This is a genomic window from Pseudomonas sp. PP3 (assembly GCF_905336995.1).
In the GTDB taxonomy this organism is placed as follows: Bacteria; Pseudomonadota; Gammaproteobacteria; order Pseudomonadales; family Pseudomonadaceae; genus Aquipseudomonas; species Aquipseudomonas reinekei.
On sequence record NZ_HG995459.1, the window covers coordinates 1,761,114 to 1,778,503 of the forward strand.

Here is a 17,390-nt window from a genome sequence, read left to right on the forward strand (position 1 = left end):
TTGACTGCAGGCCCCATTCCACAGGGCTTTGCGGCGCTTCAGGGGCGGTTGTCCACTGAGTTATCCACAGCTTCTGTGGATTGTCCCGAGCGCTTGCTCTAGGACGGGCGTGCCGGGATTTTTTCGGCTTTACCTGTAAGAAAAAAAGAGTAGAGTGGCGCGCCTTGCGATCTGCCCACAGTGCTTTATGAAGTTTCGTACACCATCCGATTCCTCTTCCTCCAAAACATCCCCTGTTGCCCCGCCAAAGCGTTTTTCGATGCGGGTGGCAGAGTGGTTGCTGGACAGCCCGCGACTGGGCGAAAACCCGAACGTGAAACACATCGCCGGACGTTTGCTCAAGCAACCGGCCCGTGAAGGCATCGTGGCCGCGCAAAGTCGCCTGGGCCAGTTGATGTGCCGTGAATGCGGGAATGCGCGCGATCGCCGGATCGGCCATGATTTGTTGCGTCAGGCCGCACGGGCAGGAGATCTGCGCGCGCAACAGGAACTGGGCCGGATCGAAGACTGAGCTGTCCAAGACCTGACGCCTTGGTTAACCTTCAAACTTTAATTCGAAGGCAGGAATGGCTATGGCTATGGACTTGACCAGCGCGTTGCTCGGTCTGGCAGGCGCGGCATTGCCGCTGTTGGTTTTGGCCTGGCAACTCCAGCGCCGGGCCAGCAACTCGCAGGCAGACGTCGCGTTACTGGAAGAGCGTCTGGCCATGGCCCAACTGGCGCAGGACGGCTTGAATGCCCAGCTTGAAACCTGCCGCGATGAAGTGGCTGATCTGGGACAGGCCAACGCCGCCAGGCAGGCAGAATTGGCCGCTGCGCGCCGCGAAGTCGAGTTGTTGCAGATCGAACGCGACGACGCTCGGGATGCGTCCCATGCCTGGAACATCGAGCGCGCCGGCAAAGAGGCCGAGTTGCGGCGCCTGGACGCCCAGACGGCCTCGCTCAAGGCTGAACTGCGCGAACAACAGGATAGCCATCAGCAACGCCTCAACGACCTGCAAGGCTCGCGAGACGAGCTGCGTGCACAGTTCGCCGAGCTGGCGGGAAAAATTTTCGATGAACGTGAGCAGCGTTTTGCCGAGACCAGCCAGCAGCGTCTGGGGCAATTGCTCGATCCGCTGAAGGAACGCATTCAATCGTTCGAAAAACGCGTCGAGGAAAGTTATCAGGCCGAAGCCCGTGAGCGTTTCTCCCTGGCCAAGGAACTGGAGCGCCTGCAACAGCTGAATCTGCGCCTGAGCGACGAAGCCACCAACCTGACCCGTGCCTTGAAAGGGCAGAAAACCCAAGGCAACTGGGGTGAGTTGATTCTGGAGCGGGTGCTTGAGCATGCCGGGCTGGAGAAGGGCCGCGAGTATCAGACCCAGGTCAATCTCAAGGGGCCGGACGGCGAGCGATTCCAACCCGACGTGATCATTTATTTACCCGGCGACAAGCAGGTGGTGGTCGACTCCAAAGTCAGTCTCACGGCTTACCAACAATACGTGGCGGCCGAAGACGAAGGCATCAGGCAGATCGCCATCAAGCAACATGTGCTGTCACTGCGTAATCACGTCAAAGGCCTGTCCGGCAAGGACTACAAACGGCTCGACGGTTTGCACAGCCTGGATTTCGTGTTGCTGTTCGTTCCGATCGAAGCGGCATTTTCCGCCGCGTTGCAGGCTGAGCCGACGCTGTTTCAGGAGGCGTTCGATCGCAACATCGTGATCGTCAGCCCGACCACGTTGCTTGCGACGCTGCGGGTCATCGACAGCCTGTGGAAGCAGGAACGGCAAAGCCAGAACGCCCGGGAAATCGCCGAGCGGGCAGGGTGGCTGTACGACAAGTTTGTGTTGTTTATCCAGGATCTGGACGAGGTCGGCAATCGACTGCAGCAACTGGATAAAGCCTACAGCTCGGCGCGGAACAAGCTGACCGAGGGGCGCGGTAACCTGGTCAGCCGTAGTGAGCAGTTGAAGCTGCTGGGCGCGCGGGCGAGCAAGAGTCTGCCGGCGGATTTGCTTGAGCGAGCGATGACAGATGTCGATGGCTTGGTCGAGTTGCCGGAGTAGTCTTCCAACGCTACCTCGCCACAAAAACAGTCCTATCTTGAGTGAATGACTACAACGGCAAATGCCGACTCAACAACGCCCGCAACGCCGCCGGCTTAACCGGTTTGGCCAGGTAATCCAATCCCGCTGCATGCACCTGGGCCATCGTTTCCGGTCGCCCATCGGCACTGATCACCACCCCCGGCACGGGCTCACCCAGGCGAGTGCGCAACCAGGCCATCAATTCGGTTCCGGTTTCGCCGTCGTCCAGGTGGTAATCCACCAACGCCAATTGTGGTCGCACCCCCTCGCTGAGCAGGGTCATGCACTCTTCGCGATTGCGTGCGGTCCACACCTGGCAGCCCCAACGCGTCAGCAAACTGTTCATGCCGATGAGAATGCTGTCTTCGTTGTCGACGCACAGCACCTGGGCGCCGCTGAGCAACTTGCCATTAAGTTCGGCAACCTTGGCAGGCTGCGCCGTTTGCGCCCGGGCCAGCGGTACTCTGACGCTGAACACGCTGCCACGCCCGGGCCACGAACGTACCATCAAGGTATGTCCCAGCACCCGGCATAGACCATCGGCAATCGCCAATCCCAGCCCAAGGCCTTTTTCCGCACGGGTCTGATGGCTGTCGAGACGTTTGAACTCTTCGAAAATTACCTGCTGCTTGTCCGCCGGAATCCCCGGTCCGCGGTCCCAGACTTCCAGGCATAGCTCGCCTTTGCGTCGACGAACGCCGAGCAACACCGGTCCTTTGCCGTAGCGGAAGGCGTTGGTGAGGAAGTTCTGCAGGATGCGGCGCAGCAGTTTGATGTCACTGTCGATGCGCAGCTTGCTGCCCCGGACACGGAATTGCAGCCCTTGCTCGCGGGCCAGTGCCTTGAATTCGGCGCCGAGGGTGTCGAACAACTCACTGAGGGCGAATGGCTTGGGATCGGGATTGATCTTGCCGTTTTCCAGGCGGGAAATGTCCAGCAGATCACTGATCAGGTCTTCGGCAGAACGCAGCGAGCTATCAAGGTGCTGGATCAGTTTTTGCGCCTCGCCGGACAAGCCATCGTCCTGATGAGTCAAGGCCGCGGAGAACAGTCGCGCGGCGTTCAGCGGTTGCATCAGGTCATGGCTGACCGCTGCGAGGAATCTGGTTTTCGACTGGTTGGCTGCTTCGGCGGTGCCCTTGGCTTCCGTCAGGGCGACGTTGAGTTGCGACAGTTCATGGGTGCGTTCCGTCACTCGCTGTTCGAGGCTCTCGTTGGCTTCGGTCAATGCCTGCTCGGCCTCGCGGAACGGGGTAATGTCGGTGAAGCTCATGACAAAACCGCCGCCGGGCATCGGGTTGCCGATCAGTTCGATCACCCGCCCGTTAGGGAACAGCCGCTCGGACGTATGCGCCCGGCCCTGACGCATCCAGTGCAAGCGCCGGGCGACGTGCACTTCGGCTTCGCCGGGGCCGCACAACCCGCGCTCGGCGTTGTAGCGGATGATGTCGGCGATCGGTCTGCCAACGCTGATCAATCCGTCGGGGTAGTTGAACAGCTCCAGATAGCGCCGGTTCCAGGCCACCAGTTTCAGCGATTGATCGACCACGCTGATGCCTTGGGTGATGTTCTCGATTGCCCCTTGCAGCAGCGCCCGGTTGAATTGCAGGACTTCTGAAGCTTCGTCGGCGATTCGCACGACGTCCTCCAGTTGCATCTCCCGACCTTCGATGGCCGCTTTGACCACCGCCCGTGTCGACGAGGCGCCCAGCACACCGGCGAGCAAGCGTTCAGTGTGGGCGATCCATTCACCGTCGGCGTTCTGGTTCGGGTTGAAGCCTTTGCCCTGACGATAGGCAAAACGGATGAAGCTCTGGCGGGCGCGTTCCTCTCCGACGAAGCGAGCGGCCAATTGCAGCAAGTCGTCGATCTGCACCGCGAGCATCGAGCGCGCGCTGGGGCGGGCGCTGATTTCCTGGCCGATGAAGCGGCCAGCCTGCCAGTGCTCCGAGACCCGGGTGCGCGACAGCACCGAGACCCAGGCAAACAGGGTGAAGTTACCCGCGAGGGACAGCACCACGCCTTGGGTCAGCGGAGTGATCGGCAGGTTCAGCGGATTGCCGTGCAGCCAGGCCAGGCCCGGGAAACTGTTCAGGGACATGCCGAGGCTGTGGGCGGCGATCGGCAGAACCAGCGTGTAAAACCACAGGAATGTGCCAGCGGCGAGGCCGGCGAAGACGCCACGGCGGTTGGCTTGTTTCCAGTACAACGCGCCGAGCATCGCCGGTGCCAGTTGTGTGACGGCGGCGAACGCGATCTGGCCAATGGTTGCCAGGCTGGCGGTCGAGCCCAGCAGGCGATAGCTGACATAGGCCAGCAACAGGATGACCACGATGCTCACGCGGCGCACCGAAAGCATCCACTGGCGGAACACTTCGAACGGGCGCTCGGCGTTGTTGCGCCGCAGCAACCATGGCAACAGCATGTCGTTGGACACCATGGTCGACAGCGCGACGCTGGCCACGATCACCATGCCGGTGGCCGCCGACGCGCCGCCGATGAAAGCCAGCAAGGCGAGGGCAGGGTGGGCCTGGGCCAGCGGCAGGCTGATGACGAAGGAGTCCGGCAGCACCGAACTCGGTAGCAGCATCTGACCTGCCAGGGCGATCGGTACGACAAACAATGCGGCCAAAGCGAGATAGGCCGGAAACACCCACTTGGCCAGGCGCAGATCCTGCGGGTCGATGTTCTCGACCACGGTCACATGGAATTGTCGCGGCAGGCAGATGATCGCCATCATCGCCACGCCGGTCTGCACCACCATCGACGGCCAGTTGATGGTTTCTTTCCAGTATTGCTCAAGGCGCGGGGCGAGCATGGCCTGATTGAACAGGTCATCGAAGCCGTCGTACAAACCGAAGGTCACGAACGCGCCGACCGCCAGAAAGGCAAACAGCTTCACCAGCGATTCAAAGGCAATCGCCAGCACCATGCCACGGTGGTGTTCCGTGGCATCGAGGTTGCGCGTACCGAAGACAATGGTGAACAGCGCCAATACCAGCGACACGATCAGCGCCGTGTCCTGCGCGCGAACACCCATGGCATCCGCGCCGGCACCGATCAGCAGGTTCACGCCAAGCACGATGCCTTTCAGTTGCAAGGCGATGTAGGGCAGCACGCCGACCAGGCAAATCAGCGCCACCACCACTGCCAGCGACTGCGATTTGCCGTAGCGAGCGGCAATGAAGTCGGCGATTGAAGTGATGTTCTCCTGCTTGCTGATCATCACCATTTTCTGCAGGACCCACGGCGCCCCGATCAGCAGCAGGATCGGCCCAAGGTAGATCGGCAGGAATGACCACAGCTGTTCGGCCGCCTGGCCCACGGCACCGAAGAATGTCCAGCTGGTGCAGTAGACCGCCAGCGACAGGCTGTACACCCAGGCACGCACCCGCGGCGGTAATGGCGCGCTACGACGGTCACCGTAAAAGGCGATGGCGAACATAATGGCCATATAGGCCAGGGCGACGGCGGCAATCAGCCCGCTGGACAGCGACATGGGAACTCCCGGAAACAAAGACTCCCGGGCCTCCCGCCCGGACAGACAGTCTCGCACGATGGCCGGGGTTAGTCAGTGTCGACCAAGGTCGTGGGGTGGCCGGGTGTCGCAGGGGAGAGGGCTGTCAGATCCCTTGTGTATTTGCAGGCCTCTTCGCGAGCAGGCCTCACTGACTCAACGCAATCTCGATCAATCGATGCAACTCCTCGACCTCAAGGGGCGCCTCGGAAAACAGGATGCGAAACACAATGGGCGCCGCGACCATGTTGATCAGCCGGTCGACGCCGGGCTGTGGCTCATGGGGATAGCGATCCAGAATGACCTGCAATTGCCCGCCAATGATCGTCGCGCAATAGCTCGGTTTGAGGCTCGACTGCACGTCGCGCAGCATGTCGCGGCCGGGGGCGGAGCTCATCTCGTCCAGATACTGCTCCGCCCAGGCGCGCACGTCTCCCGGCAGGCTGCCGGTGTTGACCGACTCGGTTTCCGGCTGCATGCGGGCGAGGGCGACATCCGCGAGCAGCGCCGACAAATCCCCCCAGCGGCGATAAATGGTCGAAGGCGTGACCCCAGCGCGCGCCGCGATTTGCGGGACGGTAATGCTGGCGCGGTCCTGTTCTTCAAGGAGTTCGCGCACGGCGGTGTGAATCGATTCTTGCACCCGGGCGCTGCGGCCTCCGGGGCGTAAAGCAGGCGTACTCATGATGTGTTTCCTGTCTCGCGGCGCAGTCTGTAGAGAGGCAGCACCGGTGCTGAAAAGCCCTGCATCGGACCTTAACACAAAGAATTTGCTTTAAGAGCAATCCAGTAGCACACTCCGCAAAAGCAAAAAATTAGCTTTTGCGGAGTGTGCGCATGTCCAGTACTCAATCAAACCGGTCCAGCCTGTGGTTCCTGGCAATCACCTTGCTCAGTTTTCTGGCGGCCTCCACAGCGCCGACACCGCTGTATTACTTGTATCAGGAGCAAATGCAGTTCTCGGCGGCGGTACTGACCCTGATTTTCGGCGTGTATGCCTTCAGTCTGCTGGCCGCGTTGCTGACGGTCGGTTCGCTTTCCGACCACCTGGGCCGTAAACCGGTGATCTTCGTGGCAGTAATACTCAATGCCGTGGCGATGCTGTTGTTCATCTACGCCGACAGCGTCACTTGGCTGATCAGTGCCCGGGTACTGCAAGGCTTCGCAACCGGCATGGCGACTGCTGTGTTGAGTGCAACGCTGCTGGACACCGACCGTCAGCAGGGCCCCCTGATCAACAGCGTGGCCCCGCTGATCGGCATGGCGCTGGGTGGATTGGGTTGCGGTTTGTTGGCCCAGTTTGCGCCGGCGCCGTTGCACTTGACCTATTGGTTGCTGCTGGCCTTGTTTGCGCTGCAGGCGGTTTACGTCTGGCGTTTGCCAGAAAGCGTCTCGCGTCAGCCCGGCGCATGGGCCTCATTGCGGCCCACGCTGCATGTGCCGGTTCAGGCGCGTTCCACCTTGTGGCGGGTGTTGCCGCTCAACACCGCGACTTGGGCGCTCGGCGGCTTTTACGCTTCGCTGGCACCGTCGTTGGTACGCACGGCCACCGGCTCGACATCCAACCTGATCGGTGGCGCGACGGTTGCCGCACTGACATTGACGGGCGCCGTGATGATCTACGCCCTGCGCAATCGCCCGGCGGGCAGGTCGCTGCAATTGGGCGCCAGCTTGCTGCCGGCAGGTATTGTCCTGATTCTGCTCGGTGTACACAGCGCCAGCCTGACGTTGTTTTTTGTGGGCACACTCATCGCCGGGTGTGGCTTTGGTTCCGGGTTCCTGGGGGCCGTGCGCAGTCTGGTGCCGCTGGCCTTGGCCCACGAGCGGGCCGGGTTGATGTCGGCCTACTACGTGCTCAGCTATCTGGCGTTCTGCCTGCCATCGTTGCTGGCCGGAAATCTCACCCACATCTTCGGTTTGGTGAGCACCACCGATGGTTATGGCGTGCTGATGATTGTTCTGTCTGTCGGGGCGCTGGTGGCATCGCTGCGGCAGCGTCCCCAGGTGTGCAGCGCCGGCGGTTGACCCTGAAAAACGCAGGGCGTCTCGCTTTTGGTTAATCAGTTAAATAGATAACAGTTAGAGATATTACCCGTTATATCGATATTCGATCTGGCTCTATGATGAGCTCCACCTCACCAGAGGACAGGAGTTCATCATGACCTGCACCAACATCGCCAAACCCGGTATCAAGCCGTTTCGCCACCTGCAGCACCCCATGGAAGTCATTCGCCAGTTCACCCCCAACTGGTTTGCCGCCACCATGGGCACCGGGGTACTGGCATTGGCACTGGCACAATTGCCCGGCGCCAATCCTGCTTTGCACGCCATCGCAGAAGTCCTTTGGCTATTCAATATTCTGCTGTTTCTGTTGTTCACCGGCCTGTATGCCGCGCGTTGGGTGTTGTTCTTCGGCGAGGCGCGACGGATTTTTGGGCACTCCACTGTCTCGATGTTCTTCGGCACGATTCCCATGGGGCTGGCGACCATCATCAACGGCTTCCTGCTGTTCGGTCTTCCGCGGTGGGGCGACGGTGTCATCGCGCTGGCGGAGGTGTTGTGGTGGCTGGATGTGGCGATGTCGCTGGCGTGTGGGGTGCTGATTCCCTACATGATGTTCACCCGCCAGGAGCACAGCATCGACCAAATGACCGCCGTCTGGTTGCTGCCAGTAGTGGCGGCGGAGGTAGCGGCTGCCAGTGGTGGCTTGCTGGCGCCGCACCTGGCGGATGCCCATTCGCAACTGGTGGTTCTGGTGACCAGCTACGTGCTCTGGGCATTTTCCCTGCCGGTGGCGTTCAGCATTCTGACGATTCTGCTGCTGCGCATGGCCCTGCACAAATTGCCCCACGAGAACATGGCCGCTTCCAGCTGGCTGGCATTGGGGCCGATCGGCACCGGCGCGTTGGGGATGTTGCTGTTGGGGGCGGATGCTCCCGCGATCTTCGCTGCCAACGGTATGGCAGGGATCGGCGAGATTGCCGCCGGGCTCGGTCTGGTCGCAGGCATCACCTTGTGGGGCTTTGGCTTGTGGTGGATGTTGATGGCGGTCCTGATCACGCTGCGTTATCTGCGCGCTGGCATTCCTTTCAATCTTGGCTGGTGGGGCTTCACCTTTCCGTTGGGTGTCTATTCTCTGGCAACGTTGAAACTGGCCAGCACCCTGCACCTGACATTTTTCAGTGTGTTCGGTTGTGCGCTGGTGGCGCTGTTGGCGGTGATGTGGCTGATCGTGGGCAAACGCACTGTCCGGGGCGCCTGGAGAGGGGAGTTGTTTGTCTCGCCCTGCATTGCAGGATTAAAGCAATAACCGGCAAAGTTTAGGTAATGTGTGGCCTGGATCGATGTTCGACATTCCAATCAGAGAACCCGGCCACTTTTACCCAACATCAGGGAAACATGGAAGATGAGTCACCCCTCACAGTTCACCTTGCTGCGCACACGGCGTTTCCTGCCGTTCTTCGTCACCCAGTCCCTCGGGGCGTTCAACGACAACATCTTCAAGCAGTCGTTGATCCTCGCCATCTTGTACAAACTCACCATCGACGGTGATCGCTCGATCTGGGTCAACCTGTGTGCGCTGTTGTTTATCCTGCCGTTTTTCCTGTTCTCGGCGCTGGCGGGGCAGTTCGGCGAAAAATTCGCCAAGGACGCGCTGATCCGTCTGATCAAGCTTGGCGAAATCGCGATCATGGCCGTCGGCGCGGTCGGCTTCATGTTCGATCACCTGTCGCTGATGCTGGTGGCGCTGTTCGCCATGGGTACGCACTCGGCGCTGTTCGGGCCGGTGAAGTATTCGATCCTGCCGCAAGCCCTGCACGAAGATGAACTGGTCGGTGGCAACGGTCTGGTGGAAATGGGCACGTTCCTGGCGATCCTCGCCGGGACCATCGGCGCCGGGATCATGATGTCGTCCAGTCATTACGCTCCGGTCGTGTCCACGGCGATTATCGGCATTGCCGTGCTCGGTTACCTGGCCAGTCGCAGCATACCCCGGGCCGCCGCGTCGGCCCCGGAAATGCGTCTGAACTGGAACATCTTCAGCCAGTCCTGGGCTACATTGAAATTGGGCCTGGGGCAAACCCCGGCGGTGTCGCGGTCAATTGTCGGCAACTCGTGGTTCTGGTTTTTCGGGGCGATTTACCTGACGCAAATCCCTGCCTATGCCAAGGAGTGGATGCACGGTGACGAGACCGTTGTAACGCTGATTCTGACGGTGTTCTCGGTCGGCATCGCCGTCGGGTCGATGCTGTGCGAAAAGCTCTCCGGGCGCAAAGTCGAAATTGGCCTGGTGCCGTTCGGTTCGTTCGGCCTGACCGTGTTCGGCCTGCTGCTGTGGTGGCATTCCGGCGGGATTCCGGACAGCGCTGCGGGCCATGGCTGGATCGAGATTCTCGGCTTTGGTCACACCTGGCTGGTGCTGCTCGACATCCTCGGCCTCGGTGTTTTTGGCGGTTTCTACATCGTGCCGCTGTATGCGCTGATCCAGTCACGCACCGCCGAAAACGAGCGGGCGCGAGTGATTGCCGCCAACAACATTCTCAACGCGTTGTTCATGGTGGTGTCGGCGATCGTTTCGATCATCTTGCTGAGCCTGGCCAAACTGTCGATTCCGCAATTGTTCCTCGTAGTGTCGCTGCTCAACATCGGCGTCAACGCCTACATCTTCAAGATCGTTCCCGAGTTCACCATGCGTTTCATGATCTGGCTGCTCAGCCATTCCATGTACCGTGTGGAGCATCGCAACCTGCAACTGATTCCCGATGAAGGCGCCGCGCTGCTGGTGTGCAACCACGTGTCGTTCGTCGATGCCTTGCTGATAGGCGGTGCGGTGCGTCGGCCGATTCGCTTTGTCATGTACTACAAAATCTACAACTTGCCGGTGTTGAACTTCATCTTCCGCACGGCGGGAACGATTCCGATTGCGGGGCGCCAGGAAGATATCCAGATCTACGAACAGGCATTCACGCGCATCGCCCGGTATCTGAAGGAGGGCGAGTTGGTGTGCATCTTCCCCGAGGGCAAACTGACGGCGGATGGCGAGATCAACGAGTTCAAGGGTGGGCTGACGCGGATTCTCGAGGAGACGCCCGTGCCGGTGATTCCGCTGGCCTTGCAGGGGTTGTGGGGGAGTTTCTTCAGTCGTGATCCGGGCAAGGGGTTGTTTCGCCGTTTGTGGTCACGGGTGACGTTGGTGGCGGGGCCGGCTGTTGAGGCGGCTGAGCCTGCGGAATTGCAGCGGGTGGTGGGAGAATTGCGGGGCGCCGTCAGGTAGTGGGAGTCTGTGCCGACCCAATCGCGGGCAAGCCCGCGATTGGGTCAGCCGCTTAAGCGCTGACCTTAAGCCCCACCAGTCCGGCAATAATCAACGCCACACTGGCCAGCCGAAACAGCGCCATCGACTCACCAAACAAAATAATCCCGGCAATCACCGTGCCTACAGCGCCAACACCTGTCCAGATCGCATAGGCCGTGCCCAGCGGCAATTCCTTCATGGCAAGTCCCAGCAAACCAAGGCTGATCGCCATCGCCGCAACGGTGAGTGCAGTGGGGAGCGGACGGCTGAAACCGTCCGTGTACTTCAGGCCGACGGCCCAACCGACTTCGAACAGGCCGGCGAAAAACAGAATGATCCAGGACATGAATGACCCTCATCGATTGACGGGGTCGTCCCCAGATTAATGACTCGATCGAGCCGCGAGGTCGTCCTCGCGTTGCGCAATATAGTGCCCAGCATTAATCCGGGGATCAAGTTACCGCATCATTCGGTGGCTTGCTGCCCCGCGACTTTCCGGTCTTCTTTCTCGCTCATGCGGCGGAAATACGTCGAGAGCAGCGCCCCGGAAATGTTGTGCCAGACACTGAACAATGCACTCGGCACCGCCGCCAGCGGCGAGAAGTGCGCACTGGCCAGTGCGGCGCCCAACCCGGAGTTCTGCATGCCGACTTCCAGCGCCAGCGACTTGCGCTGGGCCAATGGCAACTTGAACACGCGGCCGGTGAAGTAGCCCAGCAGGTAACCGAAGCTGTTGTGCAACATGACCACCGCCATGATCAGCAAGCCGGATTCGGCGATTTTTGCCTGGCTGGCGGCGACGACCGCCGTGACGATAATCACGATGCTCACCACCGAGACCAGCGGTAACACATCCACTGCGTGGCGAACCTTGTCGCCGAGCAGGCGCTGGGCAACCACGCCCAACACGATCGGCAGCAGCACGACTTGCAGGATCGACCAGAACAACTCCATGAACGATACCGGCAGCCAGGCCGACGCCAGCAGCCAGATCAGCGCAGGTGTCAGCAGCGGGGCGAGGAGGGTGGTGACGGCGGCGATGGCCACCGACAACGCTAGATCGCCGCGTGCCAGCCAAGTCATCACGTTCGACGAAGTGCCGCTTGGGCAGCAGCCGACCAGAATGACCCCAACGGCGATTTCCGGCGGCAAATGGAACGCCTGGCAGAGCAACCACGCCACGCCGGGCATGATCACGAAATGCGCGACTACACCGAGGGCCACGCGCCATGGATGGCGTGCGACTTCAGCGAAGTCTTCGAGTTTGAGGGTCAGGCCCATGCCGAACATCACCAGCCCCAGCAAGGGCACGATGGCACTTTTAAGGCCGATGAACCATGCCGGTTGCAGGAACGCCACGACGGCGAAAATCAGTACCCAGTAAGCGAAGGTGTTGCCGACAAAACGACTCAATGCAGCCAGTGCGCGCATGGCCTGATCCCTATTAATAAGTAACACCACAAAAGATTGTGGGAGCTGGCTTGCCAGCGATAACGGTGTGTCAGACTCCATTTGAGCCCTCTGTAACACCGCTATCGCTGGCAAACCAGCTCCCACAGATGACCCTGTTCAGTCAATTTGAACAGGTTGGGTTTAGATGCCCTGCGGAGTCTCTTCCCCACCCAACGCTTCAACCAGCGCCGGCAGGAAGTCGCCGAAGGTCAGCATCATCAGGGTGAAGCTGGCGTCCAGTTGGCCAAGGGCTTCGTCGCCGCCGTCCTGTTCTGCCTGGTCTTGCAGCAGGTCTTCAAACTTCAGGCGCTTGACCACCATCTTGTCGTCGAGCACGAAGGACAGCTTGTCCTGCCAGGCCAGCGACAGTTGAGTCACCACTTTGCCGGTGCTCAGGTGCAGCTGGATTTCTTCGCTGGTCAGGTCCTGGCGCTTGCAACGCACAATGCCGCCGTCTTCGTGGGTGTCGCGCAGTTCGCACTCGTCCAGCACAAAGAAGTCGTCTGCAGCTTTCTGGGTAGTAACCCATTCGGTCATGGTGGCGGTCGGCGACATCTTCACCGTCAGCGGACGCACCGGCAGGGTGCCGATCACTTCACGCAGGGTGGACAGCAAGTCTTCGGCACGTTTCGGGCTGGCCGAGTTGACGAGGATCAAGCCCTGTTTCGGCGCGATGGCGGCGAAGGTCGACGAGCGGCGAATAAAGGCGCGAGGCAAGAAGGCCTGGATGATTTCATCCTTGATCTGGTCGCGTTCCTTCTTATAGACCTTGCGCATTTGCTCGGCTTCGATTTCTTCGACCTTTTCCTTCACCGCGTCACGCACGACGCTGCCTGGCAGGATACGTTCTTCCTTGCGCGCGCTGATCAGCAGGAAATCGCCGCTGACGTGTACCAGCGGCGCATCTTCGCCCTTGCCGAACGGTGCGACGAAACCGTAGGTGGTCAACTCCTGGCTTGCACATGGGCGCGCCAGTTTGGTGGCCAGTGCAGTTTCCAACGCCTCGGCATCAACAGGCAGATCTTGGGTCAGGCGATAGATAAGCAGGTTTTTGAACCACATGGGGTGAGTCTCTCCTTTATACAAAGGCGGGCATTATTGTCCTCCGTGTGCCATAGGCCAACCCTTCTCTAAGCCTTTGGAAGGCATCAGAAAATTAATTAAAAAAGTGCTTGCCAGAGGTAGGGTCGCTCCGTAGAATGCGCGCCACACCGAAGCGAAGGGTGATTAGCTCAGCTGGGAGAGCGTCTGCCTTACAAGCAGAATGTCGGCGGTTCGATCCCGTCATCACCCACCATTCGTTTCAAGTGTTACGCGCAGCGGTAGTTCAGTCGGTTAGAATACCGGCCTGTCACGCCGGGGGTCGCGGGTTCGAGTCCCGTCCGCTGCGCCATATTCGGTAACCTGGAGCACTGAACGCCAGGTCACCACGGAAAAACCCGCTAAAGCGGGTTTTTTTCTGTCTCAAGTTTGTACGTTTTACCCGCGGGATGTGTCGTTTCACCGGTTTTCGGATTTATTTGAAAAAAACTTCAATTAAATCAACACTTTACGAAAACTTGTGGCATAATGCGCCCCGTAACGAAGCGAAGGGTGATTAGCTCAGCTGGGAGAGCGTCTGCCTTACAAGCAGAATGTCGGCGGTTCGATCCCGTCATCACCCACCATTCGTTTCAAGCGTTTCGCGCAGCGGTAGTTCAGTCGGTTAGAATACCGGCCTGTCACGCCGGGGGTCGCGGGTTCGAGTCCCGTCCGCTGCGCCATATTCGGTAACCTGGAACACTGAACGCCAGGTCACCACACAAAAAGCCCGCTTTATGCGGGCTTTTTGCTGTCTGGCGTTTGGCAAGCTGTCCGTCCGGGCACGCCTTACAGCCTTTGCCCAAGCCTTCTACGTCCCGCTGTTACGGGCGTGACGGTAATCGCTGATCGCCTCGTAAACCGCTTTGCGCAGGCGATTGATGCCACCAATCGGGCGATGCGCCTCCAAACCGAACCATGGATTGAACGACAGGTTATCGCATTGCAGATTCAGCGCCGGCGTATCGAAATCCTGCGGCGGCAAAGTGATCCGCGCCACCGTTTCGAAGGGGGAGTCCTGCTCGCGCCACTCGATACTGGTGTCCTCGATCGGCATGTATTTGTTCGCATCCTGGCGCTGGATCTGCAGGACAAAACACGCCGGCACCCGGTCCGTGGACAATTGCTGACTCAACGCGCTGCGCAGGAAATTCGGCAGATCCTGATTCTGCTTGGGTAAGGCGTAGGCCAGGCAATTATCCGGATCCGGCATCACCCGAAACTTCGCATTGGCCTCACCGAATTTGTATGGCGATACAGAGAAATAGGTGGTTCGCGTCGGGCTTTCAGGCGGCGGCGACAACGTTGCCAGCGCAATAAATAGATGGCGAACCTGCCAGGTTCGCGGATCCCAGCCTGGAAAAAATGCCCCGACTTTTTGCCCATCGGCTTGCGCCGCTACGTTCTGGCGATACTCGGCGACATCGCTGACAAAAAAGTTTGGATGGCTGAACATCACAAAATCCTGCTCATGCTGCCCCTGACGATCAGCGAGCAACTGCGCACCCGGAACTTCAAGCAATTTGATCGCCATGCCTCGGGCGTCGCGAATGCTGTCGAACTGTGGATAGGCATTGCCGTTGGACAGGCGCATGGTGGCCTGCCAGACCTTGCCCGGTTCACTGAACACACCCTGACGCAGGTCCTGCGCCAGTTGCGGCAACACCTGCACTTGGGCCTTAACACATCCATGGGCCTTGGCGTGGGCGTCACGCAAATATCGGGTGCTTTCACGGTGTTGATCGACAATGCGCACCGCGGTCTGGATTACGTCCTGAGTCATCGCCGCTTCGCCGTCCGGAATCTGCTCCTGTGCGGAGACGGGGCCGCGGTGCTGCCAGGCGAACCATGCAGCAGCCAGGGCCCAGACAAGCAGGCCGGCACCCAGCACAATGAGCAGGCTTTTGCCGAGCAGACGGCCCAGCCGTAACCACAGGCGAGCGAGCAGCGGCAATTCCTTTTTGAAGGTGGTCATGATCATGGCAGTAGTGCCTCCAGCGGGCCGTCCAATACTTTCAAGTACTCAAGCAGCGCCCAGCGTTCCTCGGGCAGCAGAAGCCTGCCGATGACACCTCGGCCGCGCTCACCTGCGCGGAATTCATGGCCGCTGTTGTGGTTGCCGGTGATGCGCGTATCGAACAGGAACCCATTGGTGAAGGCTTCGGTGCGATAGCCCAAATGCCGGGGGTCGTATTCGGGGGTGCCTTTATAGAAGGTTGTCGCGCGTTCATCCTGAGGCGACAGCAACTGATAAAGGCTGGGCACCGAGCCGTTGTGCAGAAACGGTGCCGTCGCCCACACCCCATCCAGTGGACGAGCCTTGTAGGCGACTTTTTCGCGAACACCAATGGGCAGGCCGAAGCCATCGAGCCGAGGCTTCTCCTGTGGCGTCACACCAGCTTCGCGGTACGCGCGCCTCTCGACGAACGCGGTGATGTAGGCTAGGCCCTTGGCCACCGAAAGCTGACTCAGGTCCAGCGGTTCCTTGGGAGTGGGGTGCAACTTAACGTCCATCTGCTCGAGTTCTGCGAGATTCCATTGCAGGGCGGTCACGTCGAATCGGTGGTTGGCGATGTTGTTGGCCGCGCCCGGATCCGTGCCGATGACGTCCACGGGCAGCATGGGCAGGTGTTGCACCCAGCGCTCACCTTCCTGAATCTTGCGCGGGACGTGGCAGCCGGCGCAGTTTTCGGCAAACAGTGCGCGGCCCTTGGCTGCCAACGGTTTGTCGACAACGCCAAGCAGCGCTTCTGGCCAGGCGGGTGGTTTCAGGCGTTGCAGGGTTTCTTCGATCGCATGCAGATCGCGCACGCGGACACTGGAGGCGTAGCGCTCATCGCCTTGCAGTGGCTGGCCGTTGGCGTCGAAGAAATTCAACGTTGCACCGACGCCCAGCGCTTCGCCGATATTGCGCGCCATTGGCTGTTGCGCCGAACCGTTCCATTGCACCCAGTCGAACGTCCACATGTCCCACAGCTGTGGATAATCCACGGGAGCGTTGGCGACGCGATAGTTGGCGGGGGAAATGGCGTCGCCGAAGGTTGCATTGGCAATTCGGCCAAACGCATCGGCGCGGCCAGGACCTTCCTCGGTGGGGTAGAGGCCGCGATGCGTGTCATTCCAGGCGACTTTGAGGAACGTGTTGAGCGAACCTTTGAAGTCTTTGCGCAGTTGTTCATGACCTGCGTCGTAATTTTCCCCCAGCACCAGGCGGGCAAACCGCTCGAATTTCCATGGGTTGTAGTAAGTGGACGTCAGGCTGGCGACCAATGCCTGTCCGAAACTGCCGCCACGCAATGTAGGAACGCTAGAGGGCAATACATGTTGCGCTGCGCCGCCATCGATACGCACCGACTGGCCGTTGAGCCGCAATTCGCCGGTATGGCAAGCGGCGCAAGTTATGTCCAGATATTGCTCCGGACTTCCGGGATTTCGGTGTCGGGCGAAGCCTACGGGCAAGTTGCCGGGATTGTTTGGCGTGGCTTTTTGCCCAGGATCAATCAGGAAACCGAAGCGAGCCAGGTACTCGGGGGAGGCGAAACGCTGTTGCGAGAACGGCAGTTCGAGGGCCTGAAACCACTCGTAGCGCAGGCCTTTGACTTGCGTGCCTTGGGGGGTGAAGTAATAGGTTTGTCGCTCTTCTTCAGTCCACTGGTTCAGGTAATGCACCTGCTGCGGCGGCGTGTAGAAGGGCAGTTTCGGGTTGGCGACGTAGTACAGGACCACGGTCAGGCCAGCCGCCAACAGAAGAATGACCACAACCAGCAAGCGGAAGAAGAGGCGCAAGATGAACATCCTTGTCGATTTTTTCTTCCGTTATGCCTCAGTGGCCAATTAGCGGCAAGAGGCCATTACGCCAGATGTTGTGAGGGCAAAACTGCCTCTGCAAGATCAATCTGACAGAAGTTTCATCATCCTCATTTGCGAAAGCGTTTAAACACCTGAACTTATCGCAAATCTCTGGCTCTCATGC

12 protein-coding genes and 4 tRNA genes are annotated in these 17,390 nt (G+C 59.9%); 9 read left to right on the forward strand and 7 right to left on the reverse strand.

Annotation, left to right across the window (positions count from 1 at the left end):
• The first annotated feature begins 187 nt into the window (after positions 1-187).
• Together KHO07_RS08215 and rmuC are read left to right on the forward strand one after the other, a co-directional pair.
• A complete protein-coding gene (locus tag KHO07_RS08215; protein WP_150734810.1) occupies positions 188-511 on the forward strand; it encodes a sel1 repeat family protein in 324 nt (107 codons plus the stop codon).
• 196 nt (positions 512-707) lie between these two features.
• Complete coding sequence (rmuC, locus tag KHO07_RS08220; protein WP_212627597.1) at positions 708-2,051, forward strand: DNA recombination protein RmuC; 1,344 nt, start codon at positions 708-710, stop codon at positions 2,049-2,051.
• Positions 2,052-2,100: 49 nt separating this feature from the next.
• On the opposite strand, the gene KHO07_RS08225 is transcribed toward rmuC, so the two are convergent.
• Together KHO07_RS08225 and KHO07_RS08230 are read right to left on the reverse strand one after the other, a co-directional pair.
• On the reverse strand, positions 2,101-5,571 hold the full coding sequence (locus KHO07_RS08225; RefSeq protein ID WP_212626891.1) for a hybrid sensor histidine kinase/response regulator: 3,471 nt from the start codon (positions 5,569-5,571) through the stop codon (positions 2,101-2,103).
• Positions 5,572-5,737: 166 nt separating this feature from the next.
• Entirely contained in the window at positions 5,738-6,274 is a 537-nt protein-coding gene (locus tag KHO07_RS08230; RefSeq protein WP_212626892.1) for a TetR/AcrR family transcriptional regulator, read from the reverse strand.
• 152 nt (positions 6,275-6,426) lie between these two features.
• On the opposite strand from KHO07_RS08230, the gene KHO07_RS08235 reads away from it, so the two are divergent.
• The 3 genes from KHO07_RS08235 to KHO07_RS08245 all read left to right on the forward strand — a co-directional run bounded on the left by KHO07_RS08235 (position 6,427) and on the right by KHO07_RS08245 (position 10,864).
• Positions 6,427-7,614: an MFS transporter gene (locus KHO07_RS08235; protein WP_212626893.1), complete on the forward strand. Its 1,188-nt coding sequence runs from the start codon at positions 6,427-6,429 to the stop codon at positions 7,612-7,614.
• Positions 7,615-7,747: 133 nt separating this feature from the next.
• The gene (locus KHO07_RS08240; RefSeq protein WP_212626894.1) at positions 7,748-8,899 is read left to right on the forward strand and encodes a TDT family transporter; all 1,152 of its coding nucleotides are present in this window, start codon (positions 7,748-7,750) and stop codon (positions 8,897-8,899) included.
• Positions 8,900-8,995: 96 nt separating this feature from the next.
• Positions 8,996-10,864, forward strand: a complete 1,869-nt coding sequence (locus KHO07_RS08245) for an MFS transporter (RefSeq protein ID WP_212626895.1) — start codon at positions 8,996-8,998, stop codon at positions 10,862-10,864.
• A 52-nt stretch (positions 10,865-10,916) separates the two neighbouring features.
• Here the strand turns inward: KHO07_RS08245 and sugE are convergent, their stop codons facing one another.
• The 3 genes from sugE to rdgC form a co-directional block, all read right to left on the reverse strand.
• Positions 10,917-11,231: a quaternary ammonium compound efflux SMR transporter SugE gene (sugE, locus tag KHO07_RS08250; RefSeq protein WP_027922462.1), complete on the reverse strand. Its 315-nt coding sequence runs from the start codon at positions 11,229-11,231 to the stop codon at positions 10,917-10,919.
• Positions 11,232-11,350: 119 nt separating this feature from the next.
• Entirely contained in the window at positions 11,351-12,316 is a 966-nt protein-coding gene (locus KHO07_RS08255; protein WP_150734803.1) for a bile acid:sodium symporter family protein, read from the reverse strand.
• A gap of 162 nt (positions 12,317-12,478) precedes the next feature.
• A complete protein-coding gene (rdgC, locus tag KHO07_RS08260; RefSeq protein WP_008060875.1) occupies positions 12,479-13,399 on the reverse strand; it encodes a recombination-associated protein RdgC in 921 nt (306 codons plus the stop codon).
• Between the two features lie 159 nt (positions 13,400-13,558).
• Between rdgC and KHO07_RS08265 the strand changes: the two genes are divergently transcribed.
• The 4 genes from KHO07_RS08265 to KHO07_RS08280 all read left to right on the forward strand — a co-directional run bounded on the left by KHO07_RS08265 (position 13,559) and on the right by KHO07_RS08280 (position 14,100).
• A tRNA-Val gene (locus tag KHO07_RS08265) sits at positions 13,559-13,634 on the forward strand.
• Positions 13,635-13,653: 19 nt separating this feature from the next.
• Positions 13,654-13,730, forward strand: a tRNA-Asp gene (locus KHO07_RS08270).
• Positions 13,731-13,928: 198 nt separating this feature from the next.
• Positions 13,929-14,004: transfer RNA gene (locus KHO07_RS08275), tRNA-Val, on the forward strand.
• Between the two features lie 19 nt (positions 14,005-14,023).
• A tRNA-Asp gene (locus tag KHO07_RS08280) sits at positions 14,024-14,100 on the forward strand.
• A gap of 128 nt (positions 14,101-14,228) precedes the next feature.
• Here KHO07_RS08280 and KHO07_RS08285 read toward each other — a convergent pair.
• Together KHO07_RS08285 and KHO07_RS08290 are read right to left on the reverse strand one after the other, a co-directional pair.
• Positions 14,229-15,398, reverse strand: coding sequence for a catalase family protein (locus tag KHO07_RS08285; RefSeq protein WP_212626896.1), 1,170 nt, complete (start codon positions 15,396-15,398; stop codon positions 14,229-14,231).
• Positions 15,395-17,203, reverse strand: coding sequence for a di-heme-cytochrome C peroxidase (locus tag KHO07_RS08290; RefSeq protein WP_212626897.1), 1,809 nt, complete (start codon positions 17,201-17,203; stop codon positions 15,395-15,397). The genes KHO07_RS08285 and KHO07_RS08290 overlap by 4 nt, the downstream gene beginning before the upstream one ends.
• Positions 17,204-17,390: the final 187 nt, after the last annotated feature.

What these genes read in the sequence shown, in the direction of transcription:
- KHO07_RS08215 (WP_150734810.1), top strand. Translation starts at nt 188, where the DNA reads ATGAAGTTTCGTACACCATCCGATTCCTCTTCCTCCAAAACATCCCCT.
- rmuC (WP_212627597.1), top strand. Translation starts at nt 708, where the DNA reads ATGGCCCAACTGGCGCAGGACGGCTTGAATGCCCAGCTTGAAACCTGC.
- KHO07_RS08225 (WP_212626891.1), bottom strand. Translation starts at nt 5,571, where the DNA reads ATGTCGCTGTCCAGCGGGCTGATTGCCGCCGTCGCCCTGGCCTATATG.
- KHO07_RS08230 (WP_212626892.1), bottom strand. Translation starts at nt 6,274, where the DNA reads ATGAGTACGCCTGCTTTACGCCCCGGAGGCCGCAGCGCCCGGGTGCAA.
- KHO07_RS08235 (WP_212626893.1), top strand. Translation starts at nt 6,427, where the DNA reads ATGTCCAGTACTCAATCAAACCGGTCCAGCCTGTGGTTCCTGGCAATC.
- KHO07_RS08240 (WP_212626894.1), top strand. Translation starts at nt 7,748, where the DNA reads ATGACCTGCACCAACATCGCCAAACCCGGTATCAAGCCGTTTCGCCAC.
- KHO07_RS08245 (WP_212626895.1), top strand. Translation starts at nt 8,996, where the DNA reads ATGAGTCACCCCTCACAGTTCACCTTGCTGCGCACACGGCGTTTCCTG.
- sugE (WP_027922462.1), bottom strand. Translation starts at nt 11,231, where the DNA reads ATGTCCTGGATCATTCTGTTTTTCGCCGGCCTGTTCGAAGTCGGTTGG.
- KHO07_RS08255 (WP_150734803.1), bottom strand. Translation starts at nt 12,316, where the DNA reads ATGCGCGCACTGGCTGCATTGAGTCGTTTTGTCGGCAACACCTTCGCT.
- rdgC (WP_008060875.1), bottom strand. Translation starts at nt 13,399, where the DNA reads ATGTGGTTCAAAAACCTGCTTATCTATCGCCTGACCCAAGATCTGCCT.
- KHO07_RS08285 (WP_212626896.1), bottom strand. Translation starts at nt 15,398, where the DNA reads ATGATCATGACCACCTTCAAAAAGGAATTGCCGCTGCTCGCTCGCCTG.